Source organism: Halolamina sediminis (assembly GCF_001282785.1).
Lineage (GTDB): Archaea > Halobacteriota > Halobacteria > Halobacteriales > Haloferacaceae > Halolamina > Halolamina sediminis.
Window position 1 is genome coordinate 126,702 of record NZ_CVUA01000001.1, and the last position, 22,855, is coordinate 149,556.

Below are 22,855 nucleotides of genomic sequence, written 5' to 3' on the forward strand. Positions count from 1 at the left end.
ACCGAGCTATTTAACAGGCGTTCACGGGAACGTTCAGCCAACATGCCCAGCGGCCCGTACGACGCCGACGTCGTCGAGGAGAAGTGGCAGGATCGGTGGCTCGAAGAGGACACCTACGCCTACCGCGAGAGCGAGGTAGACGATCCCAACACCGCCTTCGCCATCGACACGCCGCCGCCGACGGTGTCGGGCAGCCTCCACTGGGGCCACGTGTACGGGACGGTGCTGCAGGACATCGTTGCCCGGTTCTCCCGGATGCAGGGCGAGGAGGTGTACTACCCCTTTGGCTACGACGACAACGGAATCGCCTCCGAGCGCCTGACCGAGCGAGAACTCGACATCCAGCATCAGGATTTCTCCCGCCGGGAGTTCCAGCAGAAGTGTCGGGAGGTGTGTGCGGAGTTCGAAGACGAGTTCACCGAGAACATGCAGTCCTTTGGCTTCTCGATCGACTGGGACAACACCTACCGGACGATCGAGCCACAGGTCCAGCGGGTCTCCCAGCTCTCCTTCGTCGATCTCTACGAGCAGGGGAAGGAGTACCGCCAGCGTGCGCCGGCGATCTGGTGTCCGGAGTGTGAGACGGCGATCTCGCAGGTCGAGACCGAGGACGACGAACAGGACAGCCACTTCCACGACATCGCGTTCGACGTGGTCGACACCGAATCCGCGGGTCAGGAGGAGTTCACGATCTCGACGACGCGGCCCGAGCTGCTTCCCGCGTGTGTCGCGGTGTTCGTCCACCCCGACGACGAGGAGAACCAGAACCTCGTCGGCGAGGAGGCGCGAATCCCGCTGTTCGGCCACGAGGTGCCGATCATCGCCGACGAGCGTGTCGACATGGAGACCGGCTCGGGGATCGTGATGTCCTGTACGTTCGGCGACCAGACCGACATCGAGTGGTACCAAGCCCACGATCTGGACCTCCGGGTCGCGATCGACGAGTCCGGCCACATGACCGACGTGGCCGGCGAGTACGAGGGGATGGCCGCCGCCGACGCCGGGGAGGCGATCGTCTCCGATCTCGAGGACGCCGGCGCGCTGCTGGACCGCCGGGCGATCACTCACACCGTCAACGTCCACGAGCGCTGTGGCACGGGCGTCGAGTTCCTCGTCGCCGACCAGTGGTACGTCGAACTGCTCGACAGCACCGACGAGTATCTCGAAGCCGGCCGCGAGATGGACTGGTTCCCCGAGAAGATGTTCTCGCGGTACAAACACTGGATCGAGGGGCTGCAGTGGGACTGGTGTATCTCCCGACAGCGCTCCTCGGGGATTCCCTTCCCAGTCTGGTACTGCGAGCAGTGCGACGAGGAGATCATCGCCGACAAGGCCGACCTGCCGGTCGATCCCCTCTCGGACGAGCCGCCGGTCGACGCCTGCCCCGAGTGTGGCCACGACGAGTTCGTCCCCGAAGACGACGTGTTCGACACGTGGGCGACCTCCAGCCTGACGCCGCTGATCAACGCCGGCTGGGACTGGGACGAGGAGCAGGGGGAGTTCACGATGGACAACCCCGAGCTGTTCCCGATGGACCTGCGCCCGCAGGGCCACGACATCATCAGCTTCTGGCTGTTCCACACCGTGGTGAAATGCTACGAGCACACCGGCGAGGTGCCGTTCGAGTCGGTGATGATCAACGGGATGGTGCTCGACGAGAACCGCCAGAAGATGTCCAAGTCCAAGGGCAACGTCGTCAGCCCCCAGGAGGTCAAATCGCAGTTCCCCGTCGACGCCGCCCGGTTCTGGGCCGCGGGGAGCTCGATCGGCGACGACCTCCCCTACCAGGAGAAGGGGCTGCGCGCCGGCGAGAAGCTGCTCCAGAAGCTCTGGAACGCTTCGAAGCTGGTCGACTCGCTGACGCCCGAGAGCGTGCCCGAGATCGACGAGTCCGAGCTCTCGGCGCTGGACCGCTGGCTGCTGGCGGAACTCGACGGTGAGGCCGAGTTCGTGAAGGAGAAGCTGGAGAACCGCGAGTTCTCGAAGGCGCGGGACAGCCTCCGGAGCTTCTTCTGGGGGACGTTCTGTGACGACTACCTCGAGATCGCGAAACAGCGCGTCCGCGAGGAGGATGACGAGTCGGCGACCTACACGCTGACGGTCGCCCACAGGCGGTTCCTGAAGCTGTTCGCGCCGATACTCGCCCATATCTCCGAGGAGATCTGGCAAGAAATGTACGCTGGGGGAGAGGAGTTCGACAGCATCCACCGTACCGCGTGGCCCGAACCCACGGGGATCGAGGCCGACCACGAGGCCGGCGAGACGGCGATGGCGGTCGTGGGCGCGCTCCGACGCTACAAGAGCGAGCGCCAGCTCCCGCTGAACGCCGAACTCGACACGGTGTCGGTGTACGGCGGGATCGGCGGCTTCGAGCGTGACATCCGGAACGTGATGCACGTCGACACGCTCGAGACGCTCGACGCCGAACCCGAGATCGAGTCGGTCGTCACCGGAATCGACCTCGATTACTCGGTCGTCGGCCCGGAGTACGGCGCCGACGTGCCGGACATCGAGGCCGGGATCGAGAGCGGCGACTACGAGATCGACGGTGAGACGCTCGTGGTCGCGGGCCACGAACTCGCCGCCGAGGCGTTCACCGTCGAGCGCGAGCGGCAGTTCACCGGCGAGGGCGAGATGCTCGAAGCCGACGGCGCGCTCGTGATCGTGCAGGCGTAGGCCTCATCTCGAATTTCGAACAGTAACGCGCTGCTGGGAACGGTTTTCTCCCTGCCGGCACACCGATCCGTATGGTCGGAAACGACACGACCGAACCCGAGGCGGAGCAGCAGGCACGGCACTGGTGGGACGCGTGGGCCGAGACGTTCCAGGAAGCGGGCGGCCACTCGATCGCCGTCGCCTTCGGCCCTGGCGCACCGGAGGGCGACGATCTGGGACTGCTCGGCGACGTCTCGGGCGTCGACGCCGTCGAACTGGGCTGTGGCGGTGCGCAGTTCGGGATCGCCCTCGCTCAGCAGGGGGCGAACGTGACCGGCGTCGACATCTCCGCGGAACAGCTCGACTACGCCCACGACCTCGCGGCCGAACACGGCGTCGATGTCGACTTTCTCCACTGTAGCGTCACCGACCTCTCCGGAGTCGCCGACGACTCGTTCGACCTCGCGTTCTCGGCTTTTGCGTTCATGTGGGTCGAGAACCTCCAGGCGTGTTTCGCTGAGGCCCACCGCGTCCTGCGGGACGGCGGGGGCCTCGTCTTCAGCGTCGATCACCCGTTCTACAAGATGCTCGACCCGGAGTCGGGCGATCTCGTCCGGAGCTACTTCAGCGGCGAGCCAAAGCGAGCCTACAGCGAGTCACTGGACGCCGAGATGGTCGTCCATCGGCGCCCGGTGAGTGAGATCGTCAACGGGCTGATCGAGGCCGGATTCACCATCGAGCGCCTCGAAGAACCGGGCTACGATGACCCGGACGCGTACGAGGCGGACTTCGGGAGCTTCGACCCCGAACTGATGGCGGACGTGCCACCGACGCTCGTCGTCGCGGCCGAAGCATAACGTGGCCCGGAATCGACGCCGCGACACCGCAACCGATAGGGCGCCAGCCGCCACGCGCTCGGGTATGAGCGACGGGACGCGCGTCGAACGACGCTCCCCCGACGAGCTGTTCGGCCTCCTTGCGGACGGGACGCGGATGGCAATCGTGCAGGCGCTCGGGGAGGCGCCGGGGCCGCTCAGTTTCTCGGCGCTGCGTGAGCGTGTCGGCGTCGCCGACAGCGGGAACTTCAACTACCACCTCGACCGCCTCGTTGGCGTACTCGTCGCGGACGTCGACGACGGGTACGAACTCACCCACAGCGGTGCCGAACTGTTCGGTTCCGTGCTGGCAGGGACGTACACTGCCGACGCCGCGGTCGACGCGGTCGCTCCCGACTGGGACTGCCAGCTCTGTGGCGGAGAGATGGTCGTCGACTACGCCGACGAGCGAGCGCGCTTCCGGTGTCGCGACTGCGACGAGGGAGCGCGGTTCTCGTTTCCGCCCGGGAGCGTCGAGCAGTTCGAGCGGTCGGAACTCCCCGCGGCGTTCGCACGCTGGTGGCACGGGACGGTTACCCGGCTCGTGGACGGCTTCTGCCCGATCTGTGCGGGGCGGCTCGACCGCTCGCTGGCCAGTCCACCCACGGACGAGGGGGGCGAACGCCCCGAAGTGGTCCGGTTCGACTGTCGTCGATGTGGCGAGACGGCCCGGGTGTCGGCGTCGACGCTGGCGACGTTTCAGCCGGTCGTCGAGGGGTTCCTCGCCGAACACGGGTTCGACCTTCGGACTCGCCACCCGTCGCAGATCTGGGCCGAACTGAACGACTGGGAGACGACGGTCCGCTCGGCGTCACCCCGCCGGCTTACCGTGCGGTTCGGTCACGGCGGAGAGACAGTCGTTGTGGATATCGACGAGAACGCGGCCGTCGACACGGTGGAGCGACGGCCGAATGAGTCATAGATCGGCGCCGACGGCCTCGGAGACGTGGTCGAACCCGTCGCGATCGAGCAGTTCGAGCAGCCCCTCGTTGATGTCGCGGGCGAGGGAGGGGCCTTCGTAGACGAGGCCGGTGTATAGCTGGACCACGCTCGCGCCCGCGCGGAGCTTCCGGTAGGCCCCCTCGGCGTCGCTCACACCGCCGACGCCGACGACGGGGACGCCGGTGCGCTCGGCGACGAAGCCGACGAGCCCCGTGGAGCGCTCCTCGATCGGGTCGCCCGAGAGCCCGCCCGGCTCGGCCCTGTTGGGCGATCCGAGGCTCTCGGGGCGTTCGGTCGTGGTGTTCGCGACGACGACGCCGTCGAGGTCCTTCTCGGCGACGACGTCGAGGGACTCCTCGATCGCCGGGCCGGGGAGGTCCGGCGAAATCTTGACGAGGAGCGGGGCCGCACCCGCCTCCTGGAGTTCGTCGACGATGGCTTCCAGCGCGTCGCGGTTCTGGAGCGAGCGCAGCCCGGGGGTGTTGGGGCTGGAGACGTTGATGACGAAGTAGTCCGCCGCGTCCGCGACCCGCTCGTAGGTGTAGCGGTAGTCCGCGGGCGCGTCCGCGAGGGGGGTGGATTTCGACTTGCCGAGGTTGACGCCGACCGGGACGTCGGGGAGCGCGGTGTCGTCGAGGCGTGCGCCGACCGCGTCCGCGCCCTCGTTGTTGAACCCCATCCGGTTGATCAGCGCGCTGTCGGGCCGCAGGCGGAACATCCGCGGACGAGGGTTGCCAGTCTGTGCCTCCGCAGTGACCCCGCCGACTTCGACGTGGCCGAAGCCGATCGCCGCGAGCGCACGCGGGAGGCGGGCGTTCTTGTCGAAGCCGGCGGCGACACCGACGGGGTTGGGGAACCGGAGGCCGAACGCTTCAGTCGCGAGTCGGTCGTCGTCGACGGCGTAGCGGTCCCGGAGCAGCCCCTCGGCGGGGGTGTTCTGGACGGCTTCGAGCCCGCGGCTGACGAGCGTGTGGGCGGTCTCGGGTGGCAGCGAGAACAGGAGCGGTTTGACGGCGTCGTAGGGGTCCATCTGGTCCTCAGAAGTCGTGTTCCACGTCCTCGGCGTCGGCGGACTGGATGATGATCTTCCCGTCGCGGACGCGCACGAACACCTCCTCGCCGATCTCCATGCCGGCGACTTCGAGCTCGTCCTCGTGGAGGTTCACGTGGACGTTGTGGTACTCGCCGTTCTCGTCTTTGGCCCCGCTCGGGCTGAGCTTCTTCTTGCGGACCATCTGGTCTATCTATCCCCGTTTGGCTTCAGCCGATACTAAAGTGTTGTCTCCGCGTGCGGCGCGCCCGAGCCTCTGTCGGGTGGATTCTAGATTATTTTCACGATTTTATAGTTGTTATGAATTTGCCCGTATATAAATAGTTCGGTCAGACCAGTCGTTTGCCCCGATATTTTTATATCGGACCCTGTGCACCACTCCCATGGAGAGAAACCATGGTACGAGAAGACGGTAAGCGGAACTTCGCGCTCCGAGAAGAGGACGGCGAGGACAGCGTGTTCTCGGGCAACACGCCGCGGCAGGCGGCGCTGAAGGCGGCTCGACGGCTCGAGCCCGACGACTCCGAGGACGACGCCGATCGAGTCCCGATCGAGCTCCGGGAGAAGGGGACCGACAAAGTCCACATCTACGAGGGCTGGGCGTGGGAGGAGGAAGCCCCCGAGAACAAGCCCGACTGGATGCCCGAGGTCATCACCGAGGCCAACGTCTCCAAGCAGGGGATCGAGCACCTCGACGAGTAGCTCCCGAGCGTCGTTCCCGACAGGCGTATCAGTTCCCGCGTCGCAACGACCCGACGCGCGGTACCACGCGGCTCGACTCCGTGCGAGCGCGGGATGAGCGGCCGCCCTCCTGCCGCGCGATACTTTCTCCGGTAGCCACGACGTCCGTCTCCCCGTGTGAGTACGACCCGCGTGAAACCGCATGACGTGGCGTCGATACTCCGACGGGGTTAAGTACTCGCCACCCATCGAATGAAATGCGAAGGTCGCCGGGGCGGTCGCCCCCGGTGACACCCGGACTCGCTCGGTGCGAGCCCGGTACGATCCGACGCCCTTAAGTGGAAACGGGCACTCGGAAGAAATACGCAGAGGGCAGCGGGGTTCGTGCCGAGGTCGGCTCGGCGAACCGCTGTCTGCGACGGATGAGGATTCCGCCCCCCCGGTCCGCCGTAGGACGGAATCTGATGTGAGCTTTGGTAGTTCGGTGTCCCCCGGTTCGGCCGGTGGACAGCGAACGGTAACCGATACGCAATACCAGATTGGTAACGATCACATCGTGTGATCCGACCCGCCACCCACGTGCATCAGCACGTACACATTCCGGTTGATCCTGCCGGAGGTCATTGCTATCGGGGTCCGATTTAGCCATGCTAGTCGCGCGGGTTAGACCCGCGGCGTATAGCTCAGTAACACGTGGCCAAACTACCCTACAGACGGGAACAACCTCGGGAAACTGAGGCTAACTCCCGATACGCGTCGACTGTTTGAACACGTCGACGCTCAAACGCTCCGGCGCTGTAGGATGTGGCTGCGGCCGATTAGGTAGACGGTGGGGTAACGGCCCACCGTGCCAATAATCGGTACGGGTTGTGAGAGCAAGAGCCCGGAGACGGAATCTGAGACAAGATTCCGGGCCCTACGGGGCGCAGCAGGCGCGAAACCTTTACACTGCACGCCAGTGCGATAAGGGGACCCCGAGTGAAAGGGCATATCGCCCTTTCTTTTCTGAACCGTAGGGAGGTTCAGGAACAAGAGCTGGGCAAGACCGGTGCCAGCCGCCGCGGTAATACCGGCAGCTCGAGTGATGACCGATCTTATTGGGCCTAAAGCGTCCGTAGCTGGCCGCGCAAGTCCGTCGGGAAATCCACCCGCTTAACGGGTGGGCGTCCGGCGGAAACTGTGCGGCTTGGGACAGGAAGGCTCGAGGGGTACGTTCGGGGTAGGAGTGAAATCCCGTAATCCTGAACGGACCGCCGATGGCGAAAGCACCTCGAGAGGACTGATCCGACAGTGAGGGACGAAAGCTGGGGTCTCGAACCGGATTAGATACCCGGGTAGTCCCAGCCGTAAACGATGTTCGCTAGGTGTGTCACTCACTACGAGTGAGTGATGTGCCGCAGGGAAGCCGCTAAGCGAACCGCCTGGGAAGTACGTCCGCAAGGATGAAACTTAAAGGAATTGGCGGGGGAGCACTACAACCGGAGGAGCCTGCGGTTTAATTGGACTCAACGCCGGTAACCTTACCAGCCCCGACTACGGTGATGACGGCCAGGTTGATGACCTCGTCACGACGCCGTAGAGAGGTGGTGCATGGCCGCCGTCAGCTCGTACCGTGAGGCGTCCTGTTAAGTCAGGCAACGAGCGAGACCCGCACTCTTAATTGCCAGCATGTCCCTTGTGGATGATGGGTACATTAGGAGGACTGCCGCCGCCAAGGCGGAGGAAGGAACGGGCAACGGTAGGTCAGTATGCCCCGAATGGGCTGGGCAACACGCGGGCTACAATGGCCGAGACAATGGGTTCCTACCCCGAGAGGGGACGGTAATCTCAGAAACTCGGTCGTAGTTCGGATTGCGGACTGCAACTCGTCCGCATGAAGCTGGATTCGGTAGTAATCGCATTCCAGGAGAGTGCGGTGAATACGTCCCTGCTCCTTGCACACACCGCCCGTCAAAGCACCCGAGTGGGGTCCGGATGAGGCCTGTTTCACAGGTCGAATCTGGGCTCCGCAAGGGGGCTTAAGTCGTAACAAGGTAGCCGTAGGGGAATCTGCGGCTGGATCACCTCCACTGACCGGGATCTGCCCTCTGGGCAGACCCACCTTTCGCCGTTCGGTGTTTCCGGTTCGACCGGGCACCTTAGAACTACCAAAGCTCCATAGGGCTCGTAGCTCAGTGGGAGAGTGCCTCCTTTGCAAGGAGGATGCCCGGGGTTCGAATCCCCGCGAGTCCATCTCGGATAGAAGGAAACCGTGCGGGTTATATGCCCGACGGAAGTACGATGGAATCCAGAACGATCGATGCACCAGACCGCGAGAGCGCGTCTGGGAAGGGTCAGAGTACGCTCCCGTGACACCCACGGGACGTACGTTGACGACCGTGTGTAAGCGTAGTCCAGGCACCCACTGGACCCGTTCACCCGGGTTGCAGTGGAACGACGATAGACGATTACCGACAGACGGCTACTATGCCGGCTGATGGATTGCTCGGCTCGAGTGCCGAAGAAGGACGTGCCAAGCTGCGATAAGCCTCAGGGAGCTGCATGGAAGCATAGAACTGAGGATCTCCGAATGGGAATCCCCACCGCAATTGCCTCGCGCAATGGGGAACGTCCTGAATTGAAACATCTTAGTAAGGACAGGAAGAGAAAGCAACTGCGATGTCGTTAGTAACCGCGAGTGAACGCGATACAGCCCAAACCGAATCCGCAAGGACATGTGGTGTACAGGCTGGCTCCCAGCACTCGACAAACTACGAGAAGTCTCTTGGAACAGAGCACGAAACAGGGCGACAGTCCCGTACCGTAGTTCAGTAGAGTGTGCGCCAGTTCTAGAGTAGCGGGGGTTGGATATCCCTCGTGAATGTCGCGGGCATCGACCGCGAAGGCTAAACACTCCTCGAGACCGATAGCGAACAAGTAGCGTGAGCGAACGCTGAAAAGCACCCCGAGAAGGGCGGTGCAATAGGGCATGAAACCAGTCGGCGATAGAGCGACGGGGCTTGAAAGGCCCTCTTCAAAACGATCGAGGCGCGAGCCTCCAGTAGGACGAAGAGGGAGCCGAAGTTCCGTCGTACGTTTTGAAAAACGAACTAGGGAGTGTATCTCTTTGGCGAGTCTAACCGGATCATCCGGGAAGGCGTAGGGAAACCGATAGGGGCGCAGCATTGCCAGGCCCACCGTGTTCAAGCGCGGGGAGTCGAAGGGATACGACCCGGAACCGAGCGATCTACTCTGGAGCAGGGCGAAGCGTGCCGAAAGGCACGTGGAGGCCCGTTAGGGTTGGTGTCCTACAATACCCTCCCGTGACTCGAGAGTAGGGGTGAAAGGCCCATCGAGCTCGGCAACAGCTGGTTCCAACCGAAACATGTCGAAGCATGACCTCATCCGAGGTAGTTTGCGCGGTAGAGCGACCGATTGAGAGACCCGCCTCCGAGAGGAGTCGGCCTCTCTGTCGAACTCCGAACGTGCAAACGCCGTGGACGATGGGAGTCCGGTGCCCGGGGTAAGCTTGGGTACCATGAGGGGAACAACCCAGAGCTGGGTTAAGGTCCCAAAGTGTAGATTAAGTGCGATTGGAAGGTGGTCTCGAGCCCTAAACAGCCGGGAGGTGAGCTTAGAAGCAGCTACCCTCTAAGAAAAGCGTAACAGCTTACCGGCCGAGGTTCGAGGCGCCGAAAATGATCGGGGCTCAAATCTACCACCGAGACCTAGCGGCACTATTCAGATAGTGACCCAGTAGGTTGGCATTCTGGACGGATGGAAGCTCGGGCGAGAGCTCGCGTGGACCGTCTAGTAACGAAAATCCTAGTCATAGTAGCAGCGAAAGTCGGGTGTGAACCCCGACGGCCAGAAGAGTAAGGGTTCCTTGGCACTGTTAGTCAGCCAAGGGTTAGTCGATCCTAAGGTCCCTCGTAACTCGCAGGGATCGAAAGGACAGCTGGTTAATATTCCAGCACCATCGTGCAGTGAAACCGACGCTTTCGGAACCATTGAGCCGGGCCTTCGCCCGGTCGAATCGAGGAAGCTCGTGGACGCCGTAACGGCAGGAAGCGAGCGAAGCTCGAGACAGCGAAAGTCGATGTTACCAAGAGCCCGTGAAAAGGGAGCACGATGTCCGTACCGAGATCCGACACAGGTACTCTGCCAGAGCAAGGCGCGGCCTGTCGGGAGAACCGACGTTAGGGAATTCGGCAAGTTAGTTCCGTACGTTCGCAATAAGGAATGCCTGCCCCAAGCGGGGCAGGTCGCAGTGTCTTGGGCGCTCCGACTGTCTAGTAACAACACAGGTGACCGCAAATCCGCAAGGACTCGTACGGTCACTGAATCCTGCCCAGTGCGGGTATCTGAACACCAAGTACAATTGGACGAAGGACCCGTCAACGGCGGGGGTAACTATGACCCTCTTAAGGTAGCGTAGTACCTTGTCGCTTCAGTAGCGACTCGCATGAATGGATCAACGAGAGCGCCACTGTCCCAACGTTGGACCCGGTGAACTGTACGTTCCAGTGCGGAGTCTGGAGACCCCCAAGGGGAAGCGAAGACCCTATAGAGCTTTACTGCAGGCTGTCGCTGAGACGTGGTCGCTACTGTGCAGAGTAGGTAGGAGGCGTTACAGAGGTACCCGCGCTAGCGGGCCACCCAGCCATACATGAAACACTACCCGGTAGTGACTGCGACTCTCACTCCTGGCGGAGGACACCGGTAGCCGGGCAGTTTGACTGGGGCGGTACGCGCTCGAAAAGATATCGAGCGCGCCCCAAGATTTCCTCACTCGGGTCGGGAACCCGAGGAAGAGCGCAAGAGCAAACGGAAGTCTGACAGTGTCATTCCCAACGAGTGACGCTGACGCGAAAGCGTGGTTTAGCGAACCAACCATGGTCCTTGATGGGCCAGGTTGCTGACAGAAAAGCTACCTTAGGGATAACAGAGTCGTCACGCGCAAGAGCACATATCGACCGCGTGGCTTGCTACCTCGATGTCGGTTCCCTCCATCCTGCCCGTGCAGAAGCGGGCAAGGGTGAGGTTGTTCGCCTATTAAAGGAGGTCGTGAGCTGGGTTTAGACCGTCGTGAGACAGGTCGGCTGCTATCTATTGGGGGTGTTATGGTACTTGACGAGAACGATCGTATAGTACGAGAGGAACTACGATTGGACGCCACTGGTGTACCGGTTGTTCGAGAGAGCACTGCCGGGCAGCCACGCGTCACGGGGTAAGAGCTGAACGCATCTAAGCTCGAAACCCACTCGGAAACGAAGTACCGTTGAGGTCACTCGTAGAAGAGGAGTTAGATAGACTCGGGATGTACGCGCCAAGGCAACGAGGCGTTGAGTCCGCGAGCACTAACAGACCGAAGCCATCATTCATCCGGTAATCGGATATCTCTGCACTGCACCCGTTTTGAACGGGTCCAGGTGCGAACTGGACTACGCTTATTGACACGGTTCGATCACACCGAGCATGGTTTGCTCGCGGTTCGATTCCGCGACTCGGCGTGAGACGGCCAGAGTGGTGAGGCAACACCCGTACCCATCCCGAACACGGAAGTTAAGCTCACCTACGTGTGGGCGAGTACTGGCGTGGGCGACCCGCTGGGAAAGTGCACTCGCCGTCTCTCTATTCATTGCGGTATACTTGACGTTGTGAGGGGTGAGCGAGTCGATCGCTCTCCGCTCGATCTCCGTGACACACAGCGAAAGCGCCCGATACGGTACGCTTAAACGACTGAGTGTCCAACCACCAACCGCGCCAAGGTGGCAGAGTTCGGCCTAACGCAGCGGCCTGCAGAGCCGCCCACCGCCGGTTCAAATCCGGCCCTTGGCTTACTTACTGTCGACGACAAACAAGCAGCGCGAGCGACTCGACTTTCGATCGCGGGCACCGCCTCGACCTCTCCGTATCTCGCGAGAACACCCCGAGACTGTGTCCGCATCTCCGTTCGGCGCCCCGAGTTCGAGGCTGCCGACTACGAGCTGTCCCGCCCGGCCGCGTGCGCGGCGAGTAGTTCCGCGCGCTCGTGTCGTCCCAGTCGCTCGTAGGCGTCGGCCTCGTACGCAAGCGAGAGCACCGGCACCGATCGCCCGTCGAGTTCGACGAACGTCCGGTGTGTTTCGACGTTCACCGGCGGCTCCCACGTCCCGTCGGGCCGCCGTTTCTGGACTGCGCCCATGATCTCGACCCGCAGCCCGTGCAGTTCGAGTGCGCCGAAGTAGGACGTGATCCGATCGGTCGTCGAGTGTGACACGGGATCGACGACTCGATTCTCGAACGTCTCCGCGATCGCGTACGCCCCGGGCGCGGTCGTCTGTACGTCGACGTCGTCGGGCTCGACGGGGACGCCCTGGAGCGCGAAACTGGCGCTGCCGGTGAGAGCCCACGGCACGTCGTCCACCTCAGCTGCCAGCGTTTCGATCGCGTCCCGGTACTGTGCGTCGAGGGCCGGCACGCCTACGCGTCGACCTCGGTTTTCTCCACCAGCACGGGCCGCTCCGTTAGTCGGAGCACCCGGTCGGTGACGCTGCCAAGCAGCGCGCGGTACTCGTCCGGCCGGCGTTTCGTTCCGAGCACGAGCAGGTCGGCATCGGTCTCGCCGGCGTAGTCGACGATCACGTTCGACGGGCGCCCGTGCCGGAGCGCGTCGACGCAGTCGATGCCGGCGTCGCTCGCGCGCTTCCGGATATCCGCGATCGTCTCCTCCCCGTGTTCTTCGAGTGCGTGTTCGGGGCCTTCGGCCTCGTCGACGTACTCGTCGCCGCTGTAGGCGTTGTAGACGCTCTCGTCAACCACGTACAGCACGTGGAGCTTGGCGTCGTGTGCGGCCGCGAGCTCGATCGCGTGGGATTCAGCGTCCGTGGAGGCGGCAGTTCCGTCGGTCGACAGCAGGATCCGGTCGTACATCGTCCCGACGTTACACTGACAGCTACAAATCACCTCGGTATTGGCTCCTCTGTCTCCGAAAGAGGAACCGTTTTTACGCCGGGTCTACCACCATCAGGACATGCAACGACGCGCTGTGGCAGTCGCCGCCGCTCTCTTCCTGATCGTGGGGGCGCTGTCGCTCGGACTGGTCCTCACTTCCGAGGCACCGGCGCTCAATGCGGCGGACGATTCCGTCTACCAGGAAGGTGACGAACTCTCCGTCGGCGACCGGACGTACACCGTCGCCACGGTCGAGGCAACCGAGTCCAGCGGCGGCGGCCACGGTGGTGGCGGCGGCACGACGTACGAGGCGGTGATCGAGTGGCAGAACGAGAGCGGGGCGACCCAGAGCGCCTCGGTCGGCCAGCACGGCAACGTCACGCTCTCGGGGGAGACGTTCTTCGCCCACTTCGAGTCGGGCGAGGAGGTCGTCATCTCCTCGAACTTCGAGACGCTTCGACAGTACAACACCGCGACCGAGCAGTACCAGGAGCACACTAACGGGCTCTGGGGCGTCAGCATCCTCACCGGCAGCACCCTGATCCTCCTGCTCGGGATGGCGTACCTCCCCTCGCGGTACTGAGCGGCCTCGTTTTCACTCCGCCGTCCCGAACAGTTCTTCGGCGAAGTAGCGGTCGTAGTGCCGCCGGCAGCCGGGGTTGAACTCCGCGCCACAGTCCGGACAGCGGTCCTCGCAGTCGACGTACTCCGCGACGGTCAGCACCGTTCCACAGACGCCACACAGCACCGCGTCGGCCTCCGCGTCGTCTCTCCCTCCGTCACCCCACCGTTCCGGCTCGTGATCGGCGGCCGCGAGGTGACACTCGTAGCACGGGTAGAACGTTTCACAGCACGGGAACCGGATCGCGATCACGTCGAGTTCGCTGTCGTAGTGGCGACACCGCGTCTCCGGGCCGACGTCGACGCCCCGGACCGTGTGACGGTGGACATCCATGTGTGGCTCTCGGGCGTCCTGTCACAAGGGCGCATCGGCACGTCGAACGCTCTCCGTGACCGGAAACTGTCGAAAAGAAATCGTGCCGCAGTCAGGGTGCCTCGCCCGTCTCCAGCGTGAAGTCGTCACGCGGGTAGGCGACGCAGGTCAGCGTGTAGCCGTTCTCGAGCTCCTCGTCCGAGAGCATCTCCTGATTGTCGTGCTCGACGAAGTCCTCGCTCGGGCCCTCTTGGACCTGTCCGGCACAGGACACACACTGCCCCTGCCGACAGGCGTAGGGGAGGTCGAACCCTTCCTCCTCGCCGGCGTCGAGGATGGGCTCGTTGTTCGGGAGTTCGACCGTCTCGCCCTGCTTGGTGAACTCCACTTCGAAGTACTCGACCTCGTCCTCGGGAATGGCGCCCGGCCCCGAGCCGCCGGCGTCGGTCTCACCTTCGAGCTCACCCTCCTCGGCAGCCTCGCCGCCGACCGCGGCTGCGGGCGCGCCGCCGCCGCCGATGGATCGGTTGTACGGCTCCGGGAAATCCGTCTCGGGCACGCTCGCGGCCCGGCGTTCGAGCACCTCCTCGGAGATGTCCGGGGCGGACTCCCACTCCGTCCCGCGAACGTAGTGGAACACCGTGACCGCCCCGCTGAGGAGGACGGCCAGCCCCAGCGCGGTCGTGTTCACAGCCATACTCGGGATTATTGGTTGCCCGGGTTAAGGTGGTTGTGATTCCGCGCGTCGGCTGCCCGCGTTCACTCCGGCGGATACTCGATCCCCCGCGCCGCGAGCAGCTCTTCGAACCCGTCCTCGTCGAGGATCGGCACCCCCTCCGCCTCGGCGTCCTCGCGTTTCGTCCGCCCGGGGTCGTCGCCGGCGACGAGGTAGTCGGTGTTGCCCGACACCGACCCCGTCGCGTTCGCGCCGTGGGCCTCCACCAGCGACTGCGCCTCGTCCCGCGTGACCGAGAGCGCGCCGGTGAACACGAACGTCAGCCCGTCGAGCTCGTCACCCGCGGTCGTCGACTCGGGCGGTTCGGGCTCGACCCCCGCCCCGCGCAGGCGCTCGATCACCCGGCGGTTGCGCTCGTTTCCGAAGAACTCCGCGACGTGGCCGGCGACCGTCGGGCCGAACCCCTCGACCGCGCGAATGTCGTCCTCGTCCGCATCGAGCAGCGCGTCGACGCTCCCGAACGCCGCCGCGAGATCCGCGGCCATCGTCGGTCCGACCTCGGGGATGCCCAGCGCGGAGAGGAACGCACCCAGCGACGGCGACTTCGAGTCCTCGATCTCCGCGCGCAGTTTCTCGGCGCTTCTCTCGCCCCAGCCTTCCAACTCGGCGAGTTCGTCGGCGTCGATCTCGTAGAGGTCGGCGATCGAGTCCTCGATCAGTCCTTCGTCGACCAACTGATCGGCGGCCTCTTCGCCGAGCCCCTCGATGTCGAGCCCACTGTCGCCGGCGTAGTGCTCGACGGCCCGCTTGCGCTGGGCCGGACAGGAGAGCCCGCCCGTACAGAACCGAAGCGGGCCATCAGCCTCCACGTCGCTGCCACAGACCGGGCACTGATCGGACAGTTCGAAGTGGCCCTCGGAGTTGTCCTCGACCACCTCGGCGACGTACGGGATCACGTCGCCCGCCCGCTGTACTTTCACGACATCGCCCACGCCGGCGCCCAGTTCCGCGATCTCCGATTGGTTGTGCAGGCTCGCCCGCGACACCGTCACGCCGCCCACGTCGACGGGGTCGAGCAACGCGACCGGCGTGAGTCGACCGGTCCGGCCCACCTGCACGACGATGTCGGCGATCCGAGTCTCCTCGGTGCGTGCGGGGAACTTGTAGGCGTACGCCCAGCGGTAGTGTCGCGACGTGGTGCCCAGCCGCCGGCACTGCTCGCGGTCGTTGACCTTCAACACGGTGCCGTCGATCTCGTAGTCGAGGCCGTCCCGGTCCGCCTGCAGTTCGTCCCGGAACGCGAGCGCGTCCTCGACGTCGTCGACCAGTTCGTGGCGGTCGTTGACCTGCAGCCCCCACTCGGGGAGCTGCTGGTGTTCGTCCCAGTGCGTGTCGATCCCGTCGAGCGCGAGCCCGCCGACGGAGGCGGCGTCCTCGGCGCCGGCGTCCTCGGGACCGATCTCGTCGATCGGCGCCGGCTCGTCTTCGACCCAGAGCACGTCGTAGAAGAAGCAGTCCAGCGGGCGCTCGGCAGTCACGGCGGGGTCAAGCTGTCGCAGGCTCCCCGCGGCGGCGTTGCGGGGGTTGGCGAACGGCTCCTTCCCCTGCTCGACGCGCTCACGGTTGTGCGCTTGGAACCCCGACAGCGGCATGTGAATCTCGCCGCGGACGACCAGCACCGCGGGCGGATCGCCGCGCAGTCGCTGCGGGACGGAAGCGATCGTCCGGACGTTCTCGGTCACGTCGTCGCCGGTCTCGCCGTCGCCCCGCGTGGCCGCGCGCTCGTAGCGGCCCTCGACGTAGACGATCTCGATCGAGAGTCCGTCGAACTTCGGTTCACAGACGTAGTCGACCGCGGCGTCACCGCCCAGGTCCCGACGGACGCGATCGTCGAAGGCCCGTACGTCCGCAGCCTCGCCCGAGGAGTCGATCGACAGCAGCGGCACCACGAGATCGACACTCTCCAGTTCGTCCACCGGCTTGCCGCCGACGCGGCCGGTCGGCGACCCCCCGGTGTCGAGATCGAACGCCGCCTCGAGCGCTTCGAGCCGCTCGAACAGCTCGTCGTACGCACGATCGGAGATGACTGGATCGTTCTCGACGTAGTAGCGGTAGTCGTGGTCGCGGATCGCCGCCCGGAGCTGTGCGGCCTGCTCCTCGGCTTCGTCGGCCGACAGCTCGTCGGTCGGCGCGAACTCGGTGTCGGGCTCGCGGACGTAGGGGTTGTCCGCGGGCGCGTCCTCGGTCATGCCTCGGGCTGGGGCGGGCGGAGTGAAAAAACGGTCCCGTCGGCGCAGCGTTACTCGCCGTTGGCGATCTCGCGGACCCGCTCGTCGCCAGCCTCGACGTATCCGCCGTGGAAACAGACCGTGTGGCCGAACTCGAGCTCGCCCAGCAGCGCGACCGACTCCATCGCTTTCTCCACGTCGGGGGTGTGCTGCTCGGCCGGGCCGTGGAGTTCGCCGTCGGCGGCGGTCAGCGCGTCGCCCGCGATCAGCAGGTCGGCCTCGGGCAGGTGGAACGAACTGTGCCCCGGCGCGTGGCCGAACGTCTCGACCAGTTCGAGCGGGCCGGCGAGCGTGCTGAAGCCGACGCCGTCGATGAGCTCCACGTCGACGCGTGCCGGCGGGTAGCGCTCGTCCTCGGACTTGACCGGGAACTTCCGGCCGTCGACGTACGGCGCCTCGGCCCAGTGGGCGAACGTCGGCGCGCGCGTGCGGTCCTGCACGGTCGCGAGCGCGCCCGCGTGATCGCCGTCGTGGTGGGTGAGCACGACGAAGCGCACGTCCTCGAGCCCGAACCCGTGCTCCCCGAGCGCGGCGTCGAGCTCGTCGGCGTACCCCGGCAGCGTCGTGTCGAACAGGATCAGCCCCGCTTCGGTCTCGACGGCCGTCGGCGTGAACGTTCGTTCGGCGCCGCCGAGGTCGAGCGTCACGGGCAGGCTGTAGACGTGGTCGGTGATTTGCATGCCTCGCCGTTGGAACCGATAGGTGGTAGACCTGACGGCGTCGGTCCGTCGTCGGGTCCGTGGCGGTCGACTACTCTAACTCGTAGGTCGCGTCGACGCTGGCGGTGAACTCGACCTGCCCGGCCGGCACGCCGGCGCTCACCTCCGTCGCGAGCGCCTCCTCGACGATGCTGTCGAACCCCATCGACTCCTTCGTGGCGAGGCTGACGACCGACCCGAGCGTGTGGCCGTCGGCGTTCGCGACGATCTCGGCTTGCTCTCTGGCGTTCTCCGTAGCGGCGCCGAGCAGCTCTTCGCGGAGTGCTTCGCGCCGGGACTCGGTCACGCGAGGCTCCGTCCGGCTCACCGTCCCTCCGGCGGCCGCGACGGCGTTCGCCACGTCGTCGCCGGGGAGCCCGTCACACCGGAGTTCGACGGTCGCGCTGGCGACGTACGGGTCGTCGCAGTCGGGATCGAACAGCTCGTCGGCCGAGGTGACCGAGCGCCCGGTGACGCTGTCGGCCGCGTCGTCGACGGCGTCGGGAAGTTCCCGATCGAGCTCCGCGAGCCGGTCCTCGACCCGGCGCTGGGCGCCAGACACCGTCTCGCCGTACCCCTCGATCTCGACGACGAACACCGCGTACTCCGGCTCGGTTTCGACGGCGGCTTTCCCGGTGACTTCGACGGTCGGACTGCTCATACTCCTGTTGACGAAGCGAGCGGTATACGTTTTCGGGGCGAGACGCCTACTCCTCGAACTCCGCGACGCTCCCGAACTCGTCGTCACGGATCGCCGCCGCCAGCGCCCGCGTGTCTACTTCGTCGGGCATCTCCTGTGGGTACTTCTGTCGAAAGAAGCCCACGACGTTCGCCACGTCGCGTTCGAGCAGTTCGTCGGCGTTCTCGTGGTCGGTCGTGACCGCCTGCGGCCAGTCGAACACGGTGACCCCGCTCTCGGCGACGGCGACGTTGTGCTGGCTCATGTCGGCGTGGACGTACCCCGCGGCGTAGGCGTCACGGATCTCCCGCAGCAGGAGATCACAGACGCCGACGACCTGCTCGCTGGGGAGCGACGCTCGCTTGAGTTCAACGCCGTCGAACTTCTCCATCAGGATCGCGTGGCGGTTCTGGTCGACGGGCCGGGGGACGGCCACGTCGGGGTAGAGGTCGGTGAGCACCTCGTGCTCCCGCTCGGCGGCTTTCCGGGCGGTGTAGAACCACGAGACGTGGTTGCGGTCGGCGGTGTACTCCCGTTCCTTGTCGACTTTCCGGAACTCGGTGTAGCCTTCGCGGTGGAACTTCAGCGCCATCGGCTCGTAGGACTGCACCTCGTACACGTCGCTCTCCTTGCCGACGCCGAGGGAGGCGCCCATCCCCTCGATCGTCCCGCGCTCGGAGAACGCCCGCAGCGCGAGGCAGTCGTACCCCTCGAACGTGAGGCGGTACCCCTCGTACTGGATCGTCTTGCGCTCGATGAGTTCGCGGTCGGCACAGCGGTCGATCCGGTAGTCGACCTCTTCGGCGGTCATGTCGGCGTACTCGGGGAGCTTCTCGCGCTGGACCCACTCCGAGAAGCGCATCCCCTGTTCGAGCCCGGAGAGGAGGTAGAAGTCCTCGGGTTCGAGCTCGGCCATCACGCTCGCGACGTTGCCGACCATACTGGTCGTGGGTGATCCGTGGGAAAAAGGGTGCCGCGTTGTTCGTCTGCTTCTGTTGATTCGGTTCGGCTGTGGCTGGAGTCGGCAACACCGTGAAAGCCCCGATGCGTTCGACTCCCGCGGCTCGCTGCGGTCCTCAGTCGCTTCGCTCCCTGCGGTCCTTGCGTCGCCGGGGTTCGTCGAACACGTCGCCCCTTTCAGTCCCGCCCGACCGCACAGCCCACACGCCTCCCCAGCCGACTCGCTCCCTTCGGTCGCTCGTCCCTCGCGCTCGGCTCGCGCACGGAGGCGCGAGCGCTTCGCGCCACCGCAGCCGTGTCAAGGGCCGCCCCCCGCGTTGTCGGACAATCCCACCGCAACCGCTTTTCCCCTGCCCGCCCACCCGCGACCATGACCGACCACGCCGACCGGGAGTGGCGGCTGATCCGCGAGGAGACCCGCCCCGGCCCGCTGCAGATGGCGCTGGACGAGGTGGCGGCCGAGACGGCCGCTGCCGGCGGCCCACGGACGGTTCGCGTCTACCGCTGGGCGCCGTCCTGCCTCTCCATGGGATACGGGCAGGACGTGGAGACGGTCGACTGGGAGCACTGCGAGGCGGCGGGTGTCGACGTGACCCGGCGGCAGACGGGCGGCGGCGGCATCTACCACGACAACGAGGGCGACATCGCCTACTCCATCGCCGCGCCGGCCGACGAGCTCCCGGGCGAGCTGATCGAGAGCTACCACGAGCTCTGCCCGCCGATCCTCGACGCGTTCGCGCGGCTGGGCGTCGACGCCGACTTCGTCGACGAGGAGCGCCCGCCGATCTACGAGCCCGCGTGCTACCTCCGCGGGCTCCACCCCGCCCACGACGTGGTGAGCGACGGCGGCGCGGGCCGGAAGCTGGCGGGTAACGCCCAGTACCGCCGGAAGGACGCGGTGATCCAGCACGGCTCGATCACCTACGACGCCCGGCCCGAGGCCCACCTCGCGGTGTTTTCCGACCCCGAGGTGACGCCCGAGGAGTTCTCCGAGCGCGTGGCGGGGATCACCGACCTCGTGGATGTGAGCCGTCCGGAGGTCGTCGACGCGTTCGAGACCGCGCTGCAGGAGTGGGCCGACGCCGACGAGGGGGCGTGGACCGAGGCAGAACTGGCGCGAGCAGAAGCGATCGCCGACGAAAAGTACCGCAGCGACGCGTGGGTCCGCGAGCGCGACGCGGAGCGGTAGTCTCAGCCACCCGACTACTTTTGGTGCCGGCGATCACGCTCACGACCGATGAGCGATTCGAGCCCTCCGATCGCCGACCTGCGGGACGCCGCGGTTCCGCTGGGCGGCACCGACCCGGAAGTCACGATCGACAGCGATGCGGCCGGCGCGCTGCGGGACACGGTCGGCGACGCCGACCTGGTCGCGCTCGGGGAGACCTCTCACGGTGCACGGGCACAGTTCCGACTCAAACACCGCTTGATCCGGTTTCTGGTCGAGGAGGCGGGGGTCCGCACGTTCGCGCTGGAGGAGGACTTCAACTGGGTCCGCCGGATCGACGACTACGTCGCCGAGGGCGAGGGCGACGTCGAGACGCTGCTGCTGCACGCTCGGATCAACTGGCCCTGGAAAACCGCGGAACTCGTCGACCTGTTCGACTGGATGCGCGCCTTCAACGAGGGTCGCCCCGCCGACGACCGGCTCCGGGTGTACGGCTTCGACACCAGTTCGTTCGAGCGCGTCGCCGACGCCCTCTCGACCTTTTTCGACACCGTCGACGCCGAGGTGCCCGACGTTCGCGATCGTCTCGATGCGCTCGCCGGCGAGGACGAGGGGGCCGCGACCGACGCAGCGTCGTGGCTGGTCGACGCGCTCCCGCCGCTGTTCGAGGAGCACGAGGCGTGGGAAGCGCGCTGCTCCAGCCGAGCCTTGGCGTTTGCCCGCTGGCAGTCGACGCTGCTCGAACAGGCACTCGCGCTCGCGGACCGCAACGGCCCCGGCGGCTTCGGGCGCCGTGACGAGGCGATGGCCGCGAACGCCTCGTGGATCGTCGACGATGCCGGCGCGGATCGGGCGGTGCTCTGGGCGCACAACGTCCACCTCGCCCGCGGCGAGCTCGACGACGAGCTGTTGGGGGCCGCCGGTCGGACGATGGGCGACCGGCTCGCGGCACGCCACGGCGACGACTACGTCCCGATCGGCGTCGGCCTCGGCGGCGGCGAGTACCTCGCGATGGACGCGGCGACGATGGGGCCGGCGACGCCGACGGTCCCGGAGCCGCCGGCCGGGTCGATCCCGGACGCCTTCTCGCGGCTCGAGGCCGAGACGCCGTTCGTCCCGGCCGCGGCGCTTCACGGGCGGGAGTCGATCGCCGACTGGCTCGACGCCGAGCCCCGACGGCACCGCATCAGCGGAATGGTCGAGGACGGCGAGTCGCTGACGTACGTCGCGTCGGACCTCACGGAGTTCGACGGCTTCGCGTTCGTCCGGACGACAGGCCCGACCCGCCACCTCGGGCTGGACGACTGAGTTCAGAACTAGCGGTTTTGCCCCCACTGACAGGCCGTCCGGTCGCGATACACCCTCGCCTCGGCGGTCAGGAGACGAGGAGTTCCCCCGCCTTCGAACCGCTTTTGCCGGTCGCTTGCGCAGTCGAACCATGCTCAAGATCGGCGCGCACGTCTCCATCGCCGGGGGCGTCGACAACGCTGTCGAGCGACAGGTCGAGATCGACGGCAACTGCGGGCAGGTGTTCACCCACTCGCCGCAGGTCTGGGACCACGGCAGCATCGAGGACGAGGAGGCCGAACGGTTCCGCGGGGGGACCGAGGAGGAGCTCGCCGGTCCGTGGGTGATCCACTCCTCCTACCTCGTGAACCTCTGTACGCCGAAGGAGGACCTCCGGGAGAAGAGTCGCGACTCGATGCAGCAGGAGGTCGACGCGGCCGCGAAGCTCGACATCGAGTACGTGAACGTCCACCTCGGCGCCCACACCGGCGCGGGCGTCGAGGGCGGCATCGAGAACGCCGCGAACGTGATCGACAGCCTCGACGTGCCCGACGGCGTCACCGTCTTGGTCGAGAGCGACGCGGGCAGCGGCACCAAGCTCGGCGGCCAGTTCGAGCACCTCGCGAGCGTCATCGACCAGACCGACGAGGAGATCGGCGTCTGTCTCGACACCGCCCACATGTTCGCGGCGGGCTACGACCTCTCGACGCCCGAGGCCGTCGACGAGACGGTCGCGGCGTTCGACGACGTGGTGGGCACCGAGTACCTCCACTGCATCCACCTCAACGACTCCAAACACGAGTGCGGGACCAACAAGGACGAACACGCCCACATCGGCGACGGCCACATCGGCGACGACGGGATGGCCCGGATACTCAACCACCCCGAGTGGCGCGACCAGCCGTTCGTGCTGGAGACGCCGACCGAGGACGGCCGCAGCTTCGCGTGGAACGTCGAGCACGTCCGCGAGCTGCGGGAGTAGGTGTCACGCAGCAAGTAACACATATACGTCTCTGCCGACTCGCTCTTCCCATGTATCGGAGGCG

Annotated in this window: 18 protein-coding genes, 2 tRNA genes and 3 rRNA genes; 13 read left to right on the top strand and 10 right to left on the bottom strand. The window is 65.7% G+C overall.

From position 1 onward, the window contains the following. Window positions 1–42 precede the first annotated feature (42 nt). The 3 genes from BN1959_RS00635 to BN1959_RS00645 all read left to right on the top strand — a co-directional run bounded on the left by BN1959_RS00635 (window position 43) and on the right by BN1959_RS00645 (window position 4,452). Window positions 43–2,676 (top strand): valine--tRNA ligase, encoded by a 2,634-nt coding sequence (locus BN1959_RS00635; protein WP_053946806.1) that lies wholly within the window; start codon window positions 43–45, stop codon window positions 2,674–2,676. Between the two features lie 71 nt (window positions 2,677–2,747). Then, entirely contained in the window at window positions 2,748–3,512 is a 765-nt protein-coding gene (locus BN1959_RS00640) for a class I SAM-dependent methyltransferase (RefSeq protein WP_053946807.1), read from the top strand. 64 nt (window positions 3,513–3,576) lie between these two features. Beyond that, window positions 3,577–4,452, top strand: coding sequence for a winged helix-turn-helix domain-containing protein (locus BN1959_RS00645; RefSeq protein ID WP_053946808.1), 876 nt, complete (start codon window positions 3,577–3,579; stop codon window positions 4,450–4,452). Here the strand turns inward: BN1959_RS00645 and BN1959_RS00650 are convergent. Both BN1959_RS00650 and BN1959_RS00655 read right to left on the bottom strand, forming a co-directional pair. Further along, window positions 4,447–5,502: a quinone-dependent dihydroorotate dehydrogenase gene (locus BN1959_RS00650; protein ID WP_053946809.1), complete on the bottom strand. Its 1,056-nt coding sequence runs from the start codon at window positions 5,500–5,502 to the stop codon at window positions 4,447–4,449. The two genes, BN1959_RS00645 and BN1959_RS00650, sit on opposite strands and share 6 nt — an antisense overlap. 7 nt (window positions 5,503–5,509) lie before the next feature. Next, window positions 5,510–5,707 carry a hypothetical protein gene (locus tag BN1959_RS00655; RefSeq protein WP_053946810.1) on the bottom strand — a complete coding sequence of 66 codons (198 nt, stop codon included), beginning with the start codon at window positions 5,705–5,707 and terminating at the stop codon, window positions 5,510–5,512. 212 nt (window positions 5,708–5,919) lie between these two features. Between BN1959_RS00655 and BN1959_RS00660 the strand changes: the two genes are divergently transcribed. From BN1959_RS00660 to BN1959_RS00685, 6 genes are all read left to right on the top strand, one after another. Further along, the gene (locus BN1959_RS00660; RefSeq protein WP_053946811.1) at window positions 5,920–6,225 is read left to right on the top strand and encodes a non-histone chromosomal MC1 family protein; all 306 of its coding nucleotides are present in this window, start codon (window positions 5,920–5,922) and stop codon (window positions 6,223–6,225) included. Between the two features lie 576 nt (window positions 6,226–6,801). After that, window positions 6,802–8,273: ribosomal RNA gene (locus BN1959_RS00665) — 16S ribosomal RNA — on the top strand. 91 nt (window positions 8,274–8,364) lie between these two features. Next, window positions 8,365–8,436 (top strand) — tRNA-Ala (locus BN1959_RS00670). 219 nt (window positions 8,437–8,655) lie between these two features. Continuing rightward, window positions 8,656–11,567 (top strand): 23S ribosomal RNA (locus BN1959_RS00675). Between the two features lie 129 nt (window positions 11,568–11,696). Further along, a 5S ribosomal RNA gene (gene rrf / locus BN1959_RS00680) occupies window positions 11,697–11,818 on the top strand. The 16S, 23S and 5S rRNA genes sit together here with 2 tRNA genes alongside, the layout of an rRNA operon. A gap of 130 nt (window positions 11,819–11,948) precedes the next feature. Further along, window positions 11,949–12,024, top strand: a tRNA-Cys gene (locus BN1959_RS00685). 142 nt (window positions 12,025–12,166) lie between these two features. Here the strand turns inward: BN1959_RS00685 and BN1959_RS00690 are convergent. Both BN1959_RS00690 and BN1959_RS00695 read right to left on the bottom strand, forming a co-directional pair. Continuing rightward, complete coding sequence (locus tag BN1959_RS00690) at window positions 12,167–12,646, bottom strand: nucleotidyltransferase domain-containing protein (protein WP_053946812.1); 480 nt, start codon at window positions 12,644–12,646, stop codon at window positions 12,167–12,169. 2 nt (window positions 12,647–12,648) lie between these two features. After that, the gene (locus tag BN1959_RS00695) at window positions 12,649–13,098 is read right to left on the bottom strand and encodes a universal stress protein (RefSeq protein WP_053946813.1); all 450 of its coding nucleotides are present in this window, start codon (window positions 13,096–13,098) and stop codon (window positions 12,649–12,651) included. Between the two features lie 100 nt (window positions 13,099–13,198). On the opposite strand from BN1959_RS00695, the gene BN1959_RS00700 reads away from it, so the two are divergent. Then, window positions 13,199–13,702 (top strand): hypothetical protein, encoded by a 504-nt coding sequence (locus BN1959_RS00700; protein ID WP_053946814.1) that lies wholly within the window; start codon window positions 13,199–13,201, stop codon window positions 13,700–13,702. A gap of 12 nt (window positions 13,703–13,714) precedes the next feature. On the opposite strand, the gene BN1959_RS00705 is transcribed toward BN1959_RS00700, so the two are convergent. The 6 genes from BN1959_RS00705 to BN1959_RS00730 all read right to left on the bottom strand — a co-directional run bounded on the left by BN1959_RS00705 (window position 13,715) and on the right by BN1959_RS00730 (window position 19,334). Then, the gene (locus BN1959_RS00705) at window positions 13,715–14,074 is read right to left on the bottom strand and encodes a CHY zinc finger protein (protein WP_053946815.1); all 360 of its coding nucleotides are present in this window, start codon (window positions 14,072–14,074) and stop codon (window positions 13,715–13,717) included. 91 nt (window positions 14,075–14,165) lie between these two features. Beyond that, window positions 14,166–14,750, bottom strand: coding sequence for a 2Fe-2S iron-sulfur cluster-binding protein (locus BN1959_RS15325; protein ID WP_053946816.1), 585 nt, complete (start codon window positions 14,748–14,750; stop codon window positions 14,166–14,168). A gap of 62 nt (window positions 14,751–14,812) precedes the next feature. Then, on the bottom strand, window positions 14,813–16,978 hold the full coding sequence (ligA, locus tag BN1959_RS00715) for an NAD-dependent DNA ligase LigA (protein ID WP_053946817.1): 2,166 nt from the start codon (window positions 16,976–16,978) through the stop codon (window positions 14,813–14,815). Between the two features lie 50 nt (window positions 16,979–17,028). Next, complete coding sequence (locus tag BN1959_RS00720; protein WP_053946818.1) at window positions 17,029–17,697, bottom strand: MBL fold metallo-hydrolase; 669 nt, start codon at window positions 17,695–17,697, stop codon at window positions 17,029–17,031. Between the two features lie 70 nt (window positions 17,698–17,767). Further along, a complete protein-coding gene (locus BN1959_RS00725; RefSeq protein WP_053946819.1) occupies window positions 17,768–18,376 on the bottom strand; it encodes an SIMPL domain-containing protein in 609 nt (202 codons plus the stop codon). A gap of 46 nt (window positions 18,377–18,422) precedes the next feature. Then, a complete protein-coding gene (locus tag BN1959_RS00730; protein WP_053946820.1) occupies window positions 18,423–19,334 on the bottom strand; it encodes a serine/threonine-protein kinase RIO2 in 912 nt (303 codons plus the stop codon). A 390-nt stretch (window positions 19,335–19,724) separates the two neighbouring features. Here BN1959_RS00730 and BN1959_RS00735 point away from each other — a divergent pair, with 390 nt between their 5' ends. From BN1959_RS00735 to BN1959_RS00745, 3 genes are all read left to right on the top strand, one after another. Then, entirely contained in the window at window positions 19,725–20,543 is an 819-nt protein-coding gene (locus tag BN1959_RS00735; RefSeq protein WP_053946821.1) for a lipoate--protein ligase family protein, read from the top strand. A 48-nt stretch (window positions 20,544–20,591) separates the two neighbouring features. Continuing rightward, on the top strand, window positions 20,592–21,830 hold the full coding sequence (locus BN1959_RS00740) for an erythromycin esterase family protein (RefSeq protein ID WP_053946822.1): 1,239 nt from the start codon (window positions 20,592–20,594) through the stop codon (window positions 21,828–21,830). A gap of 130 nt (window positions 21,831–21,960) precedes the next feature. Beyond that, complete coding sequence (locus BN1959_RS00745; RefSeq protein ID WP_053946823.1) at window positions 21,961–22,791, top strand: deoxyribonuclease IV; 831 nt, start codon at window positions 21,961–21,963, stop codon at window positions 22,789–22,791. Window positions 22,792–22,855 lie beyond the last annotated feature (64 nt).